Genomic DNA, 19326 nt, shown 5'->3' with positions numbered 1-19326 from the left:
TATGCTTGGGCTGGCGCCAGGACAAGGGAAATGTCCACAGGCGCCACACGGATAATGGGCATATTTAAGGAAGACGCATGGACTGTCAACCGGGTCACGGAAGGCTGGTTTACAAGTGGTTAAATAATAACCAGCAATGCTTATTGTGCGACGAGCACGCCGATCAACCCTACCCCCTGTGCAGCGCCTGCGAAACCGAGCTGCCGTGGCTGAACGAGCGCTGCCTGTGCTGCGCCCTGCCGCTGCCCATCAACGGCATGCTGTGCGGCCAGTGTGCGCGCCGGGCGCCGCCGTTCAACCAGGTGGAGGTGCCCTTCCATTACGGGTTTCCGGTGGACAGCCTGATCAGCCGCTTCAAGCACCAGGCGCGCTGGCCGCTGGGGCGCCTGCTCGGGCACCTGTTGGGCCAGTGGCTGCTGGCCCGCTTCGACGACGGCCTGCCACGCCCGGATGTGCTGCTGCCAGTGCCCATGGGCCGCAAGCGCCTGCGCCAGCGTGGCTTCAACCAGGCGGCGATGCTGGCGCGCTGGCTGGGCCCGCAGCTGGGCGTGACGGTGGACGAACACGTGCTGCTGCGCCCCCATGAAACCCGCGCCCAGCAGGACCTGGACGCCCGCCAACGCCAGCGCAACCTGCTGCAGGCCTTCGCCCTGGTACCGCGTGCGCCGGTGAGCGGCCGCCACGTGGCGCTGGTCGATGATGTGCTGACCACCGGTGCCACCGCCCGCGCCCTGGCGCAGTTGCTGCTGCGTGCGGGCGCTGCGCGGGTGGACGTGTATTGCCTGGCGCGCACGCCGAAACCGGGCGCGGCTTGACTTGCCAGGCCCCGGGGTTCAACGTCGTGGGCTCGATAAAACAGACACAGCGCCACTACCGCCATGCCTTTGCCCAGCCTGCTCACCCAACACATCGCCCGCCGCCCGCAGCGCATCGCCCTGCTGCAGCACATTGCCGAACAGGGCTCGATCACCCGCGCCGCCAAGGCTGCGGGGCTCAGCTACAAGGGCGCCTGGGACGCCATCGACGAGCTCAACAACCTGGCCCACACGCCGCTGGTGGAGCGCGCCGTGGGTGGCAAGGGTGGCGGTGGCGCGCGGTTGTCCAAGGAAGGCGAGCGGGTGCTGCGCCTTTACCAGCGCCTGCAGGCGCTGCAGACCCAGGTGCTGGAAGTGGCCGAGGACGTCAGCGACCTCGACCTGCTCAGCCGCCTGATGCTGCGCACCAGCGCCCGCAACCAGCTGCAGGGCCGGGTGTGCGCCGTCACCCCTCAGGGCCGCAATGACTTGGTGGAACTGGACCTGGGCGCTGGCCTGAAGCTGAGCGCGCAGATCACCCACGAAAGCACCGAGACCCTGGAACTGGCTGACGGCGTGCAGGTGCTGGCGCTGATCAAGGCCGGTTGGCTGCGCCTGCACGACGCCAGCGGGCCGGTGCCTGTGGGCGACAACGGCCTGGTGGGCCGGGTAGAGCAGATCATCGACGACCCCGAGGGGCCGACCGAGGTGCGTGTGGGGTTGGCCAACGGGCAGACGTTGTGTGCGCTGGAGAGCGCCGCGCAGGTCGAGGAGTTGGGGTTGGTGGAGGGCAAGGAGGTGCTGGTGGCGTTTGCGCCGACGTTTGTGCTGCTGGGGACACCGCTCTAGATCGAGCAACGGCCGGACGCGGCCTGCGGCCGCTGCTACACCGTTCTCTGCGTCCCAGGCAGCACTTTGTGTTGCCAGGTGTGTACTGAAACATCCTTGTCACACCCCCTGCCTAGCGTGATCCCCCTAACCGCAGGGAGCCTGATCATGCACCTCTTACAAGACCAAGAACCCACCGACCTTGAACGCCTGACCGGCCTCACCCGCCGCCACTTCCTCGGCGCCGGCGCGCTGGGCGGCGCGGCGCTGTTCCTGGGCGGCAGCCTGCTGGCGCGCAGCGTCAATGCCGCTACAGGCACCGGCACCTTGCTGGGTTTCGACGGCATCGCCGCCGCCACCGCCGACAGCATCAGCCTGCCCCCTGGCTACCAGGCCCAGGTGTTGATCAGCTGGGGCCAGCCGCTGCATGCCGACAGCCCGGCCTTTGACCCCAGCGGCAACGGCAGCGCTGCGCATCAGGAATTGCAGTTCGGCGACAACAACGACGGCATGAGCCTGTTCCCGTTCAAGGACCAGCCCGACCGCGCCCTGCTTGCCATCAATAACGAGTACACCAACTACCGCTACCTCTATGCCCACGGCGGCCGCCCGCAATCGGCAGAAGAAGTGCGCAAGGCCCTGGCCTGCGAGGGTGTGTCGGTCATCGAGGTGCAACGCCAGGGCGGCCAGTGGCGGTTCGTCCAGGGCTCGCCCTACAACCGGCGCATCCACGGCAATTCGCCCATCGCTTTCAGCGGCCCGGCCGCCGGCCACGCGCTGCTCAAGACCGCAGCCGACCCGCAGGGCCTGAACGTGCTGGGCACCTTCCAGAACTGCGCCAACGGCAAGACGCCCTGGGGCACCTACCTCACCTGCGAGGAAAACTTCAGCGACTGCTTCGGCAGCAGCGCCGCCGCCCCCAGCTTCGACGCCGCGCAGAAACGCTATGGCCTGAGCGCCGCCAGCAAGGAAGTCGACTGGCACCCCCACGACCCACGCTTCGACGTGGCGCACACGCCCAACGAATTCAACCGCCACGGCTGGATCGTCGAGATCGACCCGTTCGACCCCGCCTCCACCCCCATCAAGCGCACCGCACTGGGCCGTTTCAAGCACGAGAACGCCGCGCTGGCGCAAACCCGTGATGGCCGCGCCGTGGTGTACATGGGCGACGACGAACGCGGCGAGTTCATCTACAAGTTCGTCAGCCGCGACCGCGTGGGCAGCGGCCAGCGCGACCTGCTCGACCACGGCACCCTGTACGTGGCGCGCTTCGACGCCGGCAGCCAGCATAAGGGCCAGGGCCAGTGGCTGGAGCTGACCCACGGCCAGCACGGCCTGGACGCCGGCAACGGCTTCGCCAGCCAGGCCGACGTGCTGATCCACGCGCGCCTGGCCGCCAGCCACCGCCAGGCCACACGCATGGACCGCCCCGAATGGATAGTGGTGAGCCCGCGCGACGGCCAGGTCTACTGCACCCTCACCAACAACAGCAAACGCGGCGAAGACGGCCAGCCGGTGGGCGGCCCCAACCCGCGGGCGAAAAACATCTACGGGCAGATCCTGCGTTGGCGCGAACAAGGCGACGACCACGGCGCCATGGCCTTCGAATGGGACCTGTTCGCCGTGGCCGGCAACCCCACGGTCCACCCTGGCAAACCCGAGGGCGGCTCCGCCAACATCACTGCCCGGAACATGTTCAACAGCCCCGATGGCCTGGGCTTCGACGACGCCGGCCGGCTGTGGATACTCACCGACGGCGACGCCAGCAACAGCGGCGACTTCGCCGGCATGGGCAACAACCAGATGCTCTGCGCCGACCCGCACAGCGGCGAAATTCGTCGCTTCATGGTTGGCCCGGTGGGCTGCGAGGTCACCGGCATCAGCTTCGCCCCCGACCAGCGCAGCCTGTTCGTGGGCATCCAGCACCCTGGCGAGAACGGCGGTTCGACCTTCCCCGAGCACCTGCCTGGCGGCAAGCCGCGCTCGTCGGTGATGGTCATCACCCGCACCGACGGCGGTGTGATCGGCGCCTGACCCCAGGCCGCGTCTGGTACGATAGCCTGCCGGACGCGGCCACCTGCCGCACGCAGGAGTCAGCATGTCCCACCCGTTTGAAACCCTCACCCCCGACCTGGTGCTGGATGCCGTCGAAAGCATCGGCTTCCTCAGCGACGCCCGCGTACTGGCGCTCAACAGCTACGAGAACCGCGTGTACCAGGTGGGCATCGAGGACGGCCAGCCGCTGATCGCCAAGTTCTACCGCCCGGACCGCTGGACCGACGCCGCCATCCTCGAAGAACACAGCTTCACCGCTGAACTGGCCGACTGCGAAGTGCCGGTGGTGGCGCCGATGATTCACGAAGGCAAGACCCTGTTCGAACACCAGGGCTTCCGCTTCACCCTGTTCCCCCGCCGTGGCGGCCGCGCGCCGGAGCCGGGCAACCTCGACCAGCTATACCGCCTGGGCCAGCTGCTGGGCCGCCTGCATGCCGTGGGCGCCACCCGGCCGTTCGAGCACCGTGAGGCGCTGGGGGTGAAGAACTTCGGCCAGGATTCGCTGGAGACCCTGCTGGAAGGCAACTTCGTGCCGCGCAGCCTGCTGCCGGCATACGAGTCGGTGGCCCGCGACCTGCTCAAGCGTGTCGAGCAGATCTACCGCGACACCCCGCACCAGAACATCCGCATGCACGGCGACTGCCACCCCGGCAACATGATGTGCCGCGACGAGATGTTCCACATCGTCGACCTCGACGACTGCCGCATGGGCCCTGCCGTGCAGGACCTGTGGATGATGCTGGCCGGCGACCGCCAGGAATGCCTGGGCCAACTGTCGGAACTGATGGACGGCTACAGCGAGTTCCACGACTTCGACCCGCGTGAACTGGCGCTGATCGAGCCGCTGCGCGCCCTGCGCCTGATGCATTACAGTGCCTGGCTGGCACGCCGTTGGGATGACCCGGCGTTCCCGCGCAGCTTCCCCTGGTTCGGCACCGAACGCTATTGGGGCGACCAGGTGCTGGCCCTGCGCGAGCAACTGGCGGCGCTCAACGAAGAGCCGCTGAAACTGTTCTGACCATAACAATCAGCAACACCGTGACCACTGCCTGGAACAACAAGGACGCTACATGCAAGCCGCCAACCCGCGCCGCGGGTACCTGCTGGGCCTGACGGCCTACACCTGCTGGGGACTGTTCCCGCTTTACTTCAAGGCCATCGAGAACGTCCCTGCCCTGGAAATCATTGTCAGCCGCGTGCTCTGGTCGGCGCTGTTCGGCTCGTTGCTGCTGGCCGCCTGGAAACACCCCGGCTGGTGGCGCGAGCTGCGTGACAACCCACGCCGGCTGGCCATCCTGGCCGGCAGTGGCGCACTGATCGCCGCCAACTGGCTGATCTACGTGTGGGCGGTGAACAACGGGCGCATGGTGGAGGCCAGCCTGGGCTACTACATCAACCCGCTGGTGAACGTGGTGCTGGGCATGCTGCTGCTGGGCGAACGGCTGCGGCGCCTGCAATGGCTGGCAGTGGGCCTGGCTGCCGTGGGTGTGGCGCAGCAGGTCTGGCTGGTGGGCAGCCTGCCCTGGGTGTCGCTGGCGCTGGCGCTGACGTTTGGCTTCTACGGCCTGATTCGCAAACAGGCGCCGGTGGCCGCGCTGCCGGGCCTGGTGGTGGAAACCTGGCTGCTGGTACCCCTGGCGCTGGGCTGGCTGGCCTTCCACCCGGGCGTGCCCAGCGCGCAGCCGGATTTCTGGCTGACCACTGATGGCTTGTGGCTGCTGGCTGCCGGCCCCATCACGCTGGTGCCACTGGTCAGCTTCAACGCCGCCGCCCGCCACCTGCCCTACACAACCCTGGGCTTCCTGCAGTACCTGGCGCCCACCCTGGTGCTGTTGCTGGCGGTGTTCAAATACCACGAGCCGCTGGGTGCCAATGCCTTGGTCGCCTTCGGTTTCATCTGGGCCGGCCTGATCATCTACAGCATCGATGCCGTGGTGAATCTGCGTCGCAAAGCCTGATCAAAAAACGCTCAAAACTCTGCAGGCCACGGTTCTCGTGGCCTGCAACGCCTTACCCCAAGGTTATCCACAGCACGATCCCCGCCGTTTGTGCACAAGCCCCTGAAATTGCTCATTTTTTGCTCATAACGCCAGGAAGCCCGGCCCGCTTGCGTCTGCGCGGTGTTCCCCCAGCTTATCCACAGGCAGGTGCAAGATAAACATGAACAACTTTCACGGCTCGGTGCGCAGCACCAGTTCCACCATCAAATCATCGGCCAGGGCCTCAAGGCGCTGCTGCAATTGCTCCACCGCCAAGGTCAGCGGCAGGCCCAGCACCGCTTCGGCGTGAAACAGCGGCTCGCTGCTCATGGGCGCGGGGCGCACGTCGGTCACCAGGCGCTCGACGTTCACGCCTTGCTCGGCGAGCAAATGGGTGATGTCGCGAACAATGCCGGGCCGGTCGTTGCCCACCAACTCCATGGCAATGGGCTTCCAGGTGCAGCTCTGTTCAATGCCGGTCTCGGCGATCAGCACGCGTATGCCCTTGGCCGACAGTGCCTGCAGGGCCGCCAGCAGTTCTTCATGGCTTTCCGCCGGCACCGCCACCCGCAGAATGCCGGCGAACTGCCCGGCCAGGCGCGACATGCGGCTTTCCAGCCAATTGCCATTGTGGTCGGCCACGCATTGGGCTATCCGTTCGACCTGCCCGGGCTTGTCCGGGGCAAAAACCGTCAATACTAAGTGCTCCACGCTGGCACCCTCTCGTTGTAGTCGGTTGAGTATAGGCAAGGGCCCGAGCGCCGCCCGGGTAGCAGCTCGGATGAAAAGCTGTGTACTGTTTTTAGATTTATCTGGAACAATTGGCCAAAGTTTTGAGAACATACGATTCGCAGTGTGACCGGTAGTCCAAAAACGGTCGCAGATCGACGTATTTAGTCTGATTTTCACAACCGCAAATCATCATGTAGTATGCCGCAGCGCGGACTACATAATGACAATCGATGTCTGCCGAAGGCGCCTGTGAAAATACGTGAAGCCTCTGGCACGCGCTTGAGGGTCTGCCCAGCCGCCCGTCAGGGCATGTTCTGGCAGCGTATTTAGAGAAGCGCTACAGGCTTTAATACAAGAGCTGAATAGCTGAGCAGAGTGAGGCAAGCAATGACTGAACACGTTCAAGTCGGTGGCCTTCAGGTCGCCAAAGTCCTGTTCGACTTCGTGAACAACGAAGCCATTCCCGGAACCGGCCTTGCGGCCGAGCAATTCTGGGCCGGGGCGGAAAAGATCATCAACGACCTCGCTCCGAAGAACAAAGCGCTACTGGCCAAACGTGACGACCTGCAAGCCCGCATCGACGGCTGGCACCAGGCACGCCAGGGCCAGGCTCATGACGCTGCGGCTTACAAGGCCTTCCTGCAGGAAATCGGTTATCTGCTGCCAGAAGCGGCTGACTTCCAGGCCTCGACGCAAAACGTCGACGAAGAAATTGCCCACATGGCCGGCCCGCAACTGGTGGTGCCGGTGATGAACGCCCGCTTTGCCCTCAACGCCTCCAACGCCCGCTGGGGTTCGCTGTACGACGCGCTGTATGGCACCGACGCCATCAGCGAGGAAGGCGGCGCCGAGAAAGGCAAGGGTTACAACAAGGTGCGTGGCGACAAGGTCATCGCCTTCGCCCGCGCCTTCCTCGATGAAGCCACGCCCCTGGCCGCCGGCTCGCACGTGGACGCCACCGGCTACAAGGTCGTGGACGGCAAGCTGGTGGTCAGCCTCAAGGGCGGCAGCAACAGCGGCCTGCGCGACGACGCCCAGCTGGTCGGTTACCAGGGCGATGCCAACGCCCCGACCGCTGTGCTGCTGAAGAACAACGGCCTGCACTTCGAGATCCAGGTCGACGCCCAAAGCCCTGTCGGCCAGACCGACGCCGCTGGCGTCAAGGACCTGCTGATGGAAGCGGCCCTGACCACCATCATGGACTGCGAAGACTCCGTCGCCGCCGTGGACGCCGATGACAAGGTGGTGATCTACCGCAACTGGCTGGGCCTGATGAAAGGCGACCTGGCCGAGCAAGTGTCCAAGGGCGGCAGCACCTTCACCCGCACCATGAACCCGGACCGCCACTACACCGCTCCCAATGGCGGCGAAGTGAAGCTGCACGGTCGCTCGCTGCTGTTCGTGCGCAACGTCGGTCACCTGATGACCATCGACGCCATCCTCGACGCCCAGGGCAACGAAGTGCCGGAAGGCATTCTCGATGGCCTGGTCACCAGCCTGGGGGCGATCCACAGCCTCAACGGCGGCAGCACCCGCAAGAACAGCCGCACCGGTTCGGTGTACATCGTCAAACCGAAGATGCACGGCCCTGAAGAAGCCGCGTTCACCAACGAACTGTTCGGCCGCATCGAAGAGGTGCTGGGCCTTGCGCACAATACCCTCAAGGTCGGCATCATGGACGAGGAACGCCGTACCACGGTGAACCTCAAGGCCTGTATCAAGGCCGCCAGCGAGCGCGTGGTGTTCATCAACACCGGTTTCCTGGACCGCACGGGCGACGAGATCCACACCTCGATGGAAACCGGCGCCGTGGTGCGCAAGGCCGCCATGAAGGCGGAAAAATGGATCGGTGCCTACGAGAACTCCAACGTCGACATCGGCCTGAAAACCGGCCTGCAGGGCCGCGCGCAGATCGGCAAGGGCATGTGGGCCATGCCCGACCTGATGGCGGCCATGCTGGAACAGAAGATCGCCCACCCGCTGGCCGGTGCCAACACCGCCTGGGTGCCGTCGCCGACCGCCGCCGCGCTGCACGCGCTGCACTACCACAAGGTTGACGTATTCGCGCGCCAGGCCGAACTGGCCAAGCGTACCCCGGCATCGGTGGACGATATCCTCACCATTCCGTTGGCGCAGGACACCAACTGGTCGGCCGAGGAAATCCAGAACGAGCTGGACAACAACAGCCAGGGCATCCTGGGTTACGTGGTGCGCTGGATCGACCAGGGCGTAGGTTGCTCGAAGGTGCCGGACATCCATGACGTAGGCCTGATGGAAGACCGCGCCACCCTGCGCATCTCCAGCCAACTGCTGGCCAACTGGCTGCGCCACGGCATTGCCAGCGAAGCGCAAATCCTGGAAAGCCTGAAGCGCATGGCCCCGGTGGTTGACCGCCAGAACGCCAACGACCCGCTGTACCGCCCGCTGGCCCCGGATTTCGACAGCAACATCGCCTTCCAGGCGGCAGTGGAGCTGGTGATTGAAGGTGCCAAGCAACCGAACGGCTACACCGAGCCGGTGCTGCACCGCAAACGCCGCGGTTTCACGCCCGGCCCCGGCCTGTAAGCCCTGACGCGGCCTGGCGGCCACTGCTACAAGCCCTGTAGCAGCGGCCGCCAGGCCGCGTCTATTCCAGCCCCAGTTCCTTTTTCGCCAGCACCACCAGGTGCCTGGTATCGATAGGCTTGAGCAGGAAATCCACCACGCTCAAGTGCATGGCAGCGATAGCGTCCTTCACCCCCGCATCCCCCGACATGATGATGATCGGCATCGCCGCGCGATCGGATTCGCGCACTTTGCGAATCAGGTCCAGCCCGGTATGCGGGGACATGCGCAGGTCAGTCACCAGCAGGCCCACGGCCTTGTTCGAAGCCAGCACCTGCAGCGCTTCGGCGGCGCTGCCGGCGGTCAGGCAGGAGATACCCTGCAGGCCGAGAATTTCGGCCAGCAGTTCGCGCGACACCTGGTCGTCGTCGACGATCAAAGCCTGCTGTGGCGGCAGATCCGGCACTTGCATGACAGCACTAAGCGCCTCGCGCTCGGCATCGCTCAAAATATCGTGATCGGACATACGCCTCTCATCATAGGGAAAACCGGATGTTCCACATCCAGTTGAGACCGCAGACGAGTGGCTTTACCTGTGCACTTCGTCGGGTCGTCACGTGAAGATCAGCATGATGTCGAGGAAACCCGCGCAGTTGAAGCATTTTTTTTAGACTTACGTCCAATGTGATCACCCGGCCATCAAGCCGACCATGTTGAACGATAAGAACAATGCGGTCATGGACATGAGTAAACCGGACGCCTATGCCCAGGCGGGCAAGACAGCAGTGCAGCAGAACATCCAGGGAACCCTGCAATTCCTGCAGCGCTATGCGCCTTTCAACCAGCTGGACCAGGCGCACCTGGCCTACCTGGTAGAGCAATGCCAGCTGCGTTTCTACGCCGCTGGCGAAAGCATCATCAAGCCGGCCGACGGGCCCGTGGAACACTTCTACATCGTCAAGCAGGGGCAAGTGGTGGGCGAACGCCCGCACACCTCGAAACGCGGCACCGAGACCACCTTTGAAATTGCCACCGGCGAATGTTTCCCGCTGGCCGCCCTGCTCGGCGAGCGGGCCACGCGCACCGAACACCTGGCGGCCCAGGACACCTTCTGCCTGCAACTGCCCAAGGCTGCGTTCATCAAGCTGTTCGCCCTGTCGGCACCCTTCCGCGACTTCGCCCTGCGCGGGGTCAGCAGCCTGCTCGACCAGGTAAACCTGCAAGTGCAGCGCCGCGCCGTGGAAACCCTGGGCACGCAGTACTCGCTGAACACCCGCCTGGGTGAGTTGGCCATGCGTCACCCGGTGACCTGCGACGCCCAGACCCCGCTGCGCCAGGCCGTGGCGCTGATGCACGAACAGCAGGTGGGCAGCATCGTCATCGTCGACGAGCGCCGTTATCCACAGGGCATTTTCACCCTGCGCGACCTGCGCCAGGTGGTGGCCAACGTCGATGCCGACTTCAACCAGCCCATCGCCCGGCACATGATTGCCGCGCCCTTCTACTTGAGCCCCGATGCCAGCGCCTTCGATGCCGCCATCGCCATGACCGAGCGGCACATCGCCCACGTCTGCCTGGTGAAGGACGGCCGCCTGTGCGGCGTGGTCAGCGAGCGCGACCTGTTCTCCCTGCAACGGGTGGACCTGGTGCACCTGGCCCGCACCATCCGCAACGCCGCGCGGCTGGAGCAACTGGTCACCCTGCGCGGCGACATCAGCCAGCTGGTGGAACGCATGCTCGCCCATGGCGCCTCGTCCACGCAGATCACCCAGATCATCACCCTGCTCAACGACCATACCGTGTGCCGGGTGATCGAGCTGGTGCTGCAGGACAAGGGCGACCCCGGCGTGCCGTTCAGCTGGCTGTGCTTCGGCAGCGAGGGCCGCCAGGAACAGACGCTGTTCACCGACCAGGACAACGGCATTCTGTTCGAGGCCCGCGACGCGGCGCATGCCGCCGAGATCCGCGGCAAGCTGCTGCCCATCGCCCACCAGATCAACCTCAACCTGGCGCAGTGCGGCTTTGCCCTGTGCCAGGGCAACATCATGGCCGGCAACCCCGAGCTGTGCCTGTCGCGCAGCGAATGGGCGCGGCGCTTCGCCGCCTTCGTGCGCGAGGCCACGTCGGAGAACCTGCTGGGCTCCAGCATCTATTTCGACCTGCGCGTGGTGTGGGGCGATGAGCAGGGCTGTGCACAACTGCGCCGGCAGATCCTCGACCAGGTGGGCGACAACCGCCTGTTCCAGCGCATGCTGGCCGAAAACGCGCTGCGCCAGCGCCCGCCAGTGGGACGTTTCCGCGAGTTCGTGCTCAGCCGCAGAGGCAGTGACAAAGCCGGCACCCTGGACCTCAAGGGCCAGGGCCTGAACCCTTTCGTCGACGGTGCGCGGTTGCTGGCCCTGGCCAACAACATCGAAGCCACCAATACCCTGCAGCGCCTGCGCCAGCTGGTGGCCAGGGAAGTCATCGACAAGCTCGACGGCGCGGCCTATGAAGAGGCCTACCACTTCATCCAGCAGACGCGCATGCAGCAGCACCAGCGCCAGACTCGCGACAACCAGGCCTGGTCGAACCGCATCGACCCCGACAGCCTCAACGACCTCGACCGGCGCATCCTGCGTGAGTCCCTACGCCAGGCCCAACGCCTGCAGGCCAGCCTGACGCTGAGGTACCAACTGTGAGCCTGTTCGCCTGGCTGCGTCCAGCAGCACCCAGCCTCAACACTGCGCAACAACTGGCCTTGCAGCGCCTCAGCGCCCCGGCCACCCTGGGCGACTGCAGCCTGCGCCAGCAACGCTGGGTGGTGCTGGACCTCGAGACCACCGGCCTCAACGTCAACCGCGACCTGCTGCTGTCCATTGGCGCGGTGGTGATCGAGGACGGCGCCATCGACCTGTCCCAGCAGTTTGAATGCACCTTGCAGCGCCCCGGCCACAAGCCCGGCCCCAGCGTGCTGCTGCATGGCCTGGGCCCCGATGCCATCGCCGCCGGCTGCGCCCCTGCCGATGGCCTGCTGGACTTCATGGACTTCGTCGGCGATAGCCCGGTGCTGGCCTTCCACGCCCCGTTCGACCAGCGCATGCTCGGCCGCGCGCTCAAGGACACCCTGGGCTACCGCCTGCAGCACAGCTTCATCGATGTGGCCGAGCTGGCGCCGCTGCTCAACCCCCAGACCGTGCTGCGCCAAGCGTCGCTGGACGACTGGATAGCCCAGTTCGGGCTGCAGGTGGACGAGCGCCACAACGCCAGCGCCGACGCCTTCGTCACTGCGCAGCTGGTGCTGATACTGCTCAGCCAGGCCCGGCGCTTGGGGCTGGACAGCCCGGCGCTGCTGATGGGGCGCCTGGCCCAGTGGCGCCGACGCCAGGCCATGCCTGGCTTGTAGGACACCTGTGGGAGCTGGCTTGCCAGCGAGCTTTTCAGCGGCCCCCCAAGAGCTCGCTGGCAAGCCAGCTCCCACACATGCCTACCGACGAACGCCAATTGCACAACGACATCATCCCTGACACAATCGCGAATAATTCTCGTTAGTTTGAACACTTGCATTCGGGGAACGTCTTGTCGTCAGCCCATAGCCCTCATGGTGAGCTGGTCGGTGCGCTTTACCGCGACCACCGTGGTTGGCTATTGGGTTGGCTGCGGCGCAACATCGCCTGCAGCCAGCGCGCCGAAGACCTCAGCCAGGACACCTTCGTGCGCCTGCTGGGCCGCGAACAGCTCAGTGCCCCGCGCGAGCCGCGGGCGTTCCTGGCCGCCATCGCCAAGGGCCTGCTGTTCGACCACTTCCGCCGCGCGGCCCTGGAACAGGCATACCTGGCCGAACTGGCGCTGATGCCCGAAGCCGAACAACCGTCCCCCGAACAACAGCAGTTGATCCTCGAAGACCTGCAGGCCATCGACCAGATGCTTGCCAGGCTGTCGAGCAAGGCGCGCAATGCCTTCCTGCTCAACCGCCTGGAAGGCCTGGGCCACGCCGAGATCGCCGAGCGCCTGGGGGTGTCGGTGCCACGGGTGCGCCAGTACCTGGCCCAGGGCATTCGCCAGTGCTACATCGCCCTGTACGGGGAGCCGACATGAGTGCCAACGGCCCGGTCTCGGCGCGCGTGCTGGACGCCGCCATCCAGTGGCAATTGTCGCTGGATGCCGGCAACCCGGCGCAGCAGGCCGAATTTGCCCGCTGGCACGCAGCCGACGAAGAACACGCCCGCGCCTGGCAACAACTGGGCATGCTCGACCAGCGCCTGCGCGTGGCCCCGGCTGCCGGCCGCAAGGCCCTGCTGGGTAGCGCCGAGAGCGCCCGCCGGCGCGTGCGCAAGCTGGGCAGCGGCCTGGCCAGCGTGGTACTGGTGCTGGGCCTGGGCACCTTCGGCCTCAAGCAATGGCTGCCGCTAGGCTATTGGCTGGCCGACGCGCGCACCGCCACCGGCGAGCAGCGCACCCTGACACTGCCCGACGGCACCCAGGTAGAGCTCAACACCCACAGCGCAATTGACGTGCGTTTCGACCAGCAGCAGCGGCTGATTGTGCTGCGCGAAGGCGAGATCATGGTGCAGACCGGCCACCTTGCCGGCGAGCAGCGCCCCTTCATCGTCGAGACCCGTGACGGCCGCCTGCGCGCCCTGGGCACGCGCTTCCTGGTGCGCCGCGAAGACCAGGGCACGCGCCTGGGTGTGCTGAAGTCCGCCGTGGCCGTGCATGCCCAGGAGTTGCCGGGCGAGATGGTGCTGCACGAGGGCCAACAGATTCTCGTGCAACGCGACGCGCTGGGTGAGGCCGTGGCCCTGCGCCCCGGCGCCGACGCCTGGACCCGCGGCATGCTGGTGGTGGACAACGCGCGCCTGGGCGACCTGGCCCACGAGCTGTCGCGCTACCGGCCCGGTTTCCTGGAAGTCAGCCCGAAAGTGGCCGACCTGCGCATCACCGGCAGCTTCCCGTTGCACGACACTGACCTGGCTTTGCGCGCCCTGCTGCCGACCCTGCCAATCCAGATCCAGCAACACACGCGCTGGTGGGTCAGCGTTGAAGAACGGCCGGAAACGCCGCCCAAGATCTAAATCTAAATTATTTTCGATCAGCCCTATCACTTTTCCAATCTCGTCCGGCACACAGGCAATTGAGAAATATTCCCTGTCAGGAGTGCCGCATGTCCCGCCCGTTCCCCTCCCTGCTGCGACCCAGCCTCATGGCTGTCGCCATCGCCCTCGCCGTGCCGCTGAGCAGCACTGCGCTGCAGGCCGCCGAGCAAGCCAGCCAACTGCGCAGCTACAACCTGCCAGCCGCGCCGCTGGCCAGCGCGCTGAACCAGATCGCCAGCGGTGCCGGCCTGGTGCTGGCCATCGAGCCGGGCCTGGTGGCGGGCAAGACCAGCGCGCCAGTGAACGGACAATTCGATGCGGCCGGCGCACTGCGCCAGGCACTGGCCGGGACCGGCCTGCAACTGGTGCAGACCAGCGCCGGCACTTTTACGTTGATCGCAGCGCCAGAAGGGACACTGGCGCTGCCTGACACCAACGTGAACGCGGCCAGCGACTCCGAAAGCGCCTGGGGCCCGGCCACCGGCTACCTGGCCACCCGCACGGCGGCAGGGACCAAGACCGACACCGCGCTGGTGGAAGCACCGCGCTCCATTTCCGTGGCCACCCGCCAGCAAATGGACGACCGCGGCGTGCAAACCCTGGAAGACGCGGTGAAATACATGCCCGGCATCGTCTCCGCCAGCTACGGCAGCGACACCCGCTACGACTGGCTGCGCGTGCGCGGCTTCGAGCCCACTCAATTCCTCGATGGCCTGCCACTGCCCAAGGGCACCTACGCCAACCCGAAAATGGAAACCTGGGACCTCGACCGCTTGTCGCTGCTGCGCGGCCCGGCTTCGTCCCTGTACGGCCAGACGCCACCCGGTGGCCTGCTGGACATGGTCAGCCGCCGCCCCAGCGAGGAGGCCAGCCACGAGATCTCGCTGCAATACGGCAGTGACAACTGGCGCCAGATCGACTTCGCCAGCACTGGCAAGATCGATGACGAAGGCAAGTTCCTCTACGGCGTCAGCGGCGTGATCCGCGACAGCGGCACGCAGATCGACCACGTCGACAACAAGCGCTACAACATCGCCCCCAGCCTGACCTGGAACATCGACCCGGACACCAAGCTGACCTTCCTCAGCCAGTTCACCCGTGACGATACCGGCACCACCAGCCAGTTCCTGCCGATCCAGGGCACCAAGATCAAGACCCAATTCGGTGACATTTCCCACCACAAGAACCTGGGCGACCCGGACTACGACTACTACGACCGCACCTACTACGCGCTCGGCTATGCCTTCGAGCACCGTTTCAACGACGTGTGGCAGTTCCACCAGAACTTGCGCTACACCAAGTCGGACCTGGCGTTCCAGACCGTCACGGTCAACTCCTACATTCCAGGCCTTCCCGGCTATACCGTGGACGCCGACGGCAACATTGGCCGCGGCACCACCAACGTCGACGAAGACATCAGCCAGTTCGCCATGGACAGCAACTTCCAGGCTGACTTCGCCACCGGCGACATCAACCACACCGTGCTGATCGGTACCGACCTGCAGCGCATCAACACCAACTACCTGTCCATCTTCGGCCAGGCAACGTCGATTAACGTGAATACCCCGGAAGTCGGCGCGGCGATCACCCGCCCTGCCCGCTCCACTGCCTATTACGACTACAACCAGAAGACCACCCAGACCGGCCTGTACGTGCAGGACCAGATGGCTTTGGACAAGTGGCGCTTCACCCTGGGCGGCCGTGAAGACTGGGTGCACACCGGCACCAAGTTCCACAACGCAGGCGATGCCACCAACACCGCGCGTGACAGCAACTTCAGCCTGAACTCGGCCGTCAGCTACGTGTTCGACTCTGGCGTGGTGCCTTACCTGTCCTACGCCGAGTCGTTCCAGCCGAGCATGGGCGCGGACATGACCAGCACCAGCTCGTTCAAGCCAACCCAGGGCAAGCAATGGGAGCTGGGCATCAAGTACCAGCCGCCGGGCAGCAAGACCCTGCTGACCGCCGCCGTGTATGACCTGACGCAGAAAAACGTCTCGGTCACCGACAGCGCCACCGGTACTGCCATCACCAGCCAGACCGGCGAGGTGAAGGTCAAAGGCCTGGAACTGGAAGCGGTCTCCGACCTGACCGACAACCTCAAGCTGATCGCCGCCTACACCCTGGCCAAGTCCGAAGTGCAGAAAGGCGACTACAAGGGCAACCGCCTGCAGCTGATGCCTAACCAGACCGCTTCGCTGTGGGCTGACTACACCTGGCATCAGGGCATGCTGGAAGGCTTCGGCATTGGTGGCGGCGCGCGCTACACCGGCAACACCTACGGCGACCAGGCCAACACCTGGCTGGGCAAGGCCGACGCCTACACCGTGTTCGACGCCTCGGCCCACTACGACCTGGGCGTGCTGTCGGGCTCGCTGAAAGGCGCGTCCCTGGGGCTGACCGCGAAGAACGTGTTCAACAAGGACTACATCAGCACCTGCGACGGTTACTATTGCTACTACGGCGACCAGCGCAGCGTGGTCGCCAGCGCCACTTACAAGTGGTAATGGCCTGATGCAATACACAAGCCGCCCTTCGGGGCGGCTTTGTCTTTTCGGACTCCTGTGAAATGAAAAGTAACACTATTCGTCGCTGGTCCTTCGTGCACACCTGGTCCAGCCTGGTTTGCACCCTGTTTCTGTTGCTGCTGGCCATCACCGGCCTGCCGCTGGTGTTCCATCACGAGATGGAAGCCCTGCTCGGCGACGCCCCGCATTACCGCGAACTGCCGGCGGACACGCCCAAGCTCGACCTGCAGCAACTGGTGCAGGCCGCCCTGGCGCACCGCCCGGGCGAGGTGGTGCAGTACTTCGGCTGGGATGAAGACCACCCCGAGGGCATGTTCGCCATCACTGCGGCCACGCCCGGCACCGAGCCCAATTCATCGCACACCTTCAGCCTCGACACGCGCACCGGCGAGGTAGTGGAAACCCCGGCGGCCAACGGCGGCTTCATGATGGTCATGCTGCGCCTGCACGTGGACATGTACGCCGGGCTGCCGGGCAAGCTGCTGCTGGCGTTCATGGGCCTGCTGTTCGTGGTGGCCATCATTTCCGGCGTGGTGCTGTACGCGCCGTTCATGGGCCGCCTGAAGTTCGCCAGCGTGCGCCGCGAACGTTCACGCCGGGTGCGCTGGCTGGACCTGCACAACCTGATCGGCGTTGTCACCCTGACCTGGGCGCTGGTGGTGGGCGTGACCGGGGTGGTCAACGCCTGCGCCGACCTGCTGATCGCCGCCTGGCGCAGCGACACCCTGAACGCCATGGTGGCGCCGTACCACGATGCCCCGCCGCTGACGCAACTGGCCCCCGCCTCGCGCCTGCTGGCCATTGCCGAAGCTGCCGCGCCGGGCATGCAGGCCGACTTCATCGCCTTCCCCGGCACGCTGTTTTCCAGCGCGCATCACTACGCGGTGTTCATGAAAGGCGCCACGCACCTGACCTCGCACCTGCTCACCCCGGTGTTGATCGACGCCAGTACCCTGGCCGTCACTGCCGTGGGCGAGCGGCCCTGGTACATGAACGCCCTGGGCCTGTCGCAGCCGCTGCACTACGGCGACTATGGCGGCCGGCCGATGCAGATCCTGTGGGCGGTGCTGGACGTGCTGACCATCGTGGTATTGGGCAGCGGCCTGTACCTGTGGTGGGTACGCCGCAAGGTGAAAGCATGAGCCGCCGCCCTTCGCGTTTCTGGCCCGTGTGGGGCATGCCGCTGCTGATTGCCCTGTTGGGCGGCGCCGGGCTGTTCGCCGCCCTGCTGGGCGACGGTGCCTGGGACCTGCTGTCGTGGATCGGCCTGGGTGTCCCGGCGGCGATCAGCGCGTATGCCTTGCGCAAGTAGCACCTGACGCGGCCTGCCGGCTGCTGCTGCGGAACTCCCCCGTGGCAGCTGCCGAAGGCTGCGTCAGCGGTCTCAAATAATGCAACAACGCCTCAGCCCACCGCCGCTCTTCACGCAACATCACCCACCTCCCGCACCTTGCCCACGCCGTACCAGTCCAGCCGGCGGGTCAACACCATGAACAGCCCGAGCATCGCGAACAACAGCAGCGAACCCATCAACAAAGCATAGTCCTCGGCGCTCAACAGCCCGAACAACAACCCATACAGCCCCGCCAGCCCAGCGCCGAAGCCCAGGCCACTGCGCCAACTGCGCAGCACGTGGCTGACGTAGAAGCCAATCAGCCCCACGCACGCCGTCGCCGACAACCCGTACGCCACGGCGAACCCCAGGTGCTCGGCCAGCGACAGCAGCAACAGGTAGAACAGCGCCAGGGCAAAGCCCACCAGCGCGTACTGCACCGGGTGAATGGCCAGGCGCCGGAGCACTTCGAACAGGAAGAAACCGGCAAAGGTCAGCGCCACGAACAGCAGCGCGTACTTGATGGCGCGGTCGGCCTTCAGGTATTGGTCCACCGGGTCCACCAGGCTCACGCCCAGGCGGGTGGCAGTGAATGTCTCGCAATGGCCGCTGCCCTGCAGGCAGGCATCCAGGCGCTCCTGCAAATTGGTGGAGAAGAACGAGGTCTGCCACTGCGCGCTGAAGCCGCTGTCATCGACGCTGCGCTGCACCGGCAGGTAGTCGCCGACAAAGCTTGGGTGCGGCCAGTCGGCCTTCAGCACTACCTTGCTCTCGCGCCCCACCGGCAACACATCGAAGCGGCCGGTACCCTGCAGGCCCAGGTCGAAGGTGACGTTCAACTGCTGTGGCCGGGCAGTGTCCAGCAGCGGCAGTTGCACGTGCACCCCGGTGCCCAGCCAGGCGATCTGCGTGCCTGGCTGGAAGTCCAGTTGCTGGCCGGCCACCTGCAGCTTCAGCCCGGCCTCGATGCCGCGAATATCGCTGATACCCACCGCCAGCCACGGTTGCTCGAACTGGTAGTCACCCACGTCGTCCACCAGGCCCAACTGCGCCGGCAGCTGGAAGTCGGCCTCCACGCGGTTGTTGGCGTGGTACAGCCGGGCCTCATAAATGCCCCGCGCGCGTAGCTCGGTGCGCAGGTCGGCGGCGAGGTCGAAGCGCTGCGGCAGGAAATACAGGCGGCCGGTGGTGTGTGAGTCTTCCTGGTAGCGCTCGCCGGTCTTTTCATCGGTCTTCCAGGTGTGCAGGGTCTTGCGGTACGGCACCACCAGTATCGGCCCGCTGACCTGCTGGTTGAAACTGGCGCTGTGGGCAATGTCGTCGATCACCCCGTCACGCCGCGCCTGGCGGTCGCTGATCAGGTTGCCGATCATGTACAGGGGGATCATCAACAGCACGATCAACGCGGCGATCATGCCGAGCTTGATACTCAGGTTTCGGTTCATTGTGGCTCGC

Annotated in this window: 16 protein-coding genes; 13 read left to right on the top strand and 3 right to left on the bottom strand. The window is 65.5% G+C overall.

Going from position 1 to position 19326, the window contains the following annotated elements; genetic code table 11:
* Window positions 1-77: 77 nt before the first annotated feature.
* From AC0SZ7_RS02755 to rarD, 5 genes are all read left to right on the top strand, one after another.
* Window positions 78-815, top strand: coding sequence for a double zinc ribbon domain-containing protein (locus AC0SZ7_RS02755; RefSeq protein WP_475502878.1), 738 nt, complete (start codon window positions 78-80; stop codon window positions 813-815).
* Between the two features lie 63 nt (window positions 816-878).
* Complete coding sequence (locus AC0SZ7_RS02750; protein WP_475502877.1) at window positions 879-1643, top strand: TOBE domain-containing protein; 765 nt, start codon at window positions 879-881, stop codon at window positions 1641-1643.
* A gap of 147 nt (window positions 1644-1790) precedes the next feature.
* On the top strand, window positions 1791-3659 hold the full coding sequence (locus tag AC0SZ7_RS02745) for a PhoX family protein (RefSeq protein ID WP_475502876.1): 1869 nt from the start codon (window positions 1791-1793) through the stop codon (window positions 3657-3659).
* Window positions 3660-3723: 64 nt separating this feature from the next.
* Complete coding sequence (locus AC0SZ7_RS02740) at window positions 3724-4698, top strand: serine/threonine protein kinase (protein WP_475502875.1); 975 nt, start codon at window positions 3724-3726, stop codon at window positions 4696-4698.
* 52 nt (window positions 4699-4750) lie between these two features.
* Window positions 4751-5638 carry an EamA family transporter RarD gene (gene rarD, locus AC0SZ7_RS02735; protein WP_475502874.1) on the top strand — a complete coding sequence of 296 codons (888 nt, stop codon included), beginning with the start codon at window positions 4751-4753 and terminating at the stop codon, window positions 5636-5638.
* A gap of 213 nt (window positions 5639-5851) precedes the next feature.
* On the opposite strand, the gene AC0SZ7_RS02730 is transcribed toward rarD, so the two are convergent.
* Window positions 5852-6370 carry a glycine cleavage system transcriptional repressor gene (locus tag AC0SZ7_RS02730; RefSeq protein ID WP_475502873.1) on the bottom strand — a complete coding sequence of 173 codons (519 nt, stop codon included), beginning with the start codon at window positions 6368-6370 and terminating at the stop codon, window positions 5852-5854.
* Window positions 6371-6778: 408 nt separating this feature from the next.
* Between AC0SZ7_RS02730 and AC0SZ7_RS02725 the strand changes: the two genes are divergently transcribed.
* Window positions 6779-8956 carry a malate synthase G gene (locus tag AC0SZ7_RS02725; protein WP_475502872.1) on the top strand — a complete coding sequence of 726 codons (2178 nt, stop codon included), beginning with the start codon at window positions 6779-6781 and terminating at the stop codon, window positions 8954-8956.
* A gap of 61 nt (window positions 8957-9017) precedes the next feature.
* On the opposite strand, the gene AC0SZ7_RS02720 is transcribed toward AC0SZ7_RS02725, so the two are convergent.
* Entirely contained in the window at window positions 9018-9461 is a 444-nt protein-coding gene (locus tag AC0SZ7_RS02720; RefSeq protein ID WP_475502871.1) for a response regulator, read from the bottom strand.
* Between the two features lie 217 nt (window positions 9462-9678).
* Between AC0SZ7_RS02720 and AC0SZ7_RS02715 the strand changes: the two genes are divergently transcribed.
* The 7 genes from AC0SZ7_RS02715 to AC0SZ7_RS02685 all read left to right on the top strand — a co-directional run bounded on the left by AC0SZ7_RS02715 (window position 9679) and on the right by AC0SZ7_RS02685 (window position 17850).
* Complete coding sequence (locus AC0SZ7_RS02715; protein WP_475502983.1) at window positions 9679-11616, top strand: putative nucleotidyltransferase substrate binding domain-containing protein; 1938 nt, start codon at window positions 9679-9681, stop codon at window positions 11614-11616.
* The gene (locus AC0SZ7_RS02710; RefSeq protein ID WP_475502870.1) at window positions 11613-12320 is read left to right on the top strand and encodes a 3'-5' exonuclease; all 708 of its coding nucleotides are present in this window, start codon (window positions 11613-11615) and stop codon (window positions 12318-12320) included. The genes AC0SZ7_RS02715 and AC0SZ7_RS02710 overlap by 4 nt, the downstream gene beginning before the upstream one ends.
* A gap of 173 nt (window positions 12321-12493) precedes the next feature.
* Window positions 12494-13012, top strand: a complete 519-nt coding sequence (locus AC0SZ7_RS02705) for an RNA polymerase sigma factor (RefSeq protein ID WP_475502869.1) — start codon at window positions 12494-12496, stop codon at window positions 13010-13012.
* On the top strand, window positions 13009-13989 hold the full coding sequence (locus AC0SZ7_RS02700) for a FecR domain-containing protein (RefSeq protein ID WP_475502868.1): 981 nt from the start codon (window positions 13009-13011) through the stop codon (window positions 13987-13989). Before AC0SZ7_RS02705 ends, AC0SZ7_RS02700 begins: the two co-directional genes overlap by 4 nt.
* Before the next feature lie 89 nt (window positions 13990-14078).
* The gene (locus AC0SZ7_RS02695; RefSeq protein ID WP_475502867.1) at window positions 14079-16517 is read left to right on the top strand and encodes a TonB-dependent siderophore receptor; all 2439 of its coding nucleotides are present in this window, start codon (window positions 14079-14081) and stop codon (window positions 16515-16517) included.
* A 62-nt stretch (window positions 16518-16579) separates the two neighbouring features.
* Window positions 16580-17680 (top strand): PepSY-associated TM helix domain-containing protein, encoded by a 1101-nt coding sequence (locus tag AC0SZ7_RS02690; RefSeq protein WP_475502866.1) that lies wholly within the window; start codon window positions 16580-16582, stop codon window positions 17678-17680.
* Window positions 17677-17850: a hypothetical protein gene (locus AC0SZ7_RS02685; protein ID WP_475502865.1), complete on the top strand. Its 174-nt coding sequence runs from the start codon at window positions 17677-17679 to the stop codon at window positions 17848-17850. Before AC0SZ7_RS02690 ends, AC0SZ7_RS02685 begins: the two co-directional genes overlap by 4 nt.
* A gap of 110 nt (window positions 17851-17960) precedes the next feature.
* On the opposite strand, the gene creD is transcribed toward AC0SZ7_RS02685, so the two are convergent.
* Entirely contained in the window at window positions 17961-19316 is a 1356-nt protein-coding gene (gene creD, locus AC0SZ7_RS02680) for a cell envelope integrity protein CreD (protein ID WP_475502864.1), read from the bottom strand.
* Window positions 19317-19326 lie beyond the last annotated feature (10 nt).

Source organism: Pseudomonas sp. JC1203 (assembly GCF_056175065.1).
Note: the sequence above shows the minus strand (reverse complement) of the source record. Positions and strands in the feature narration are given on the sequence as shown.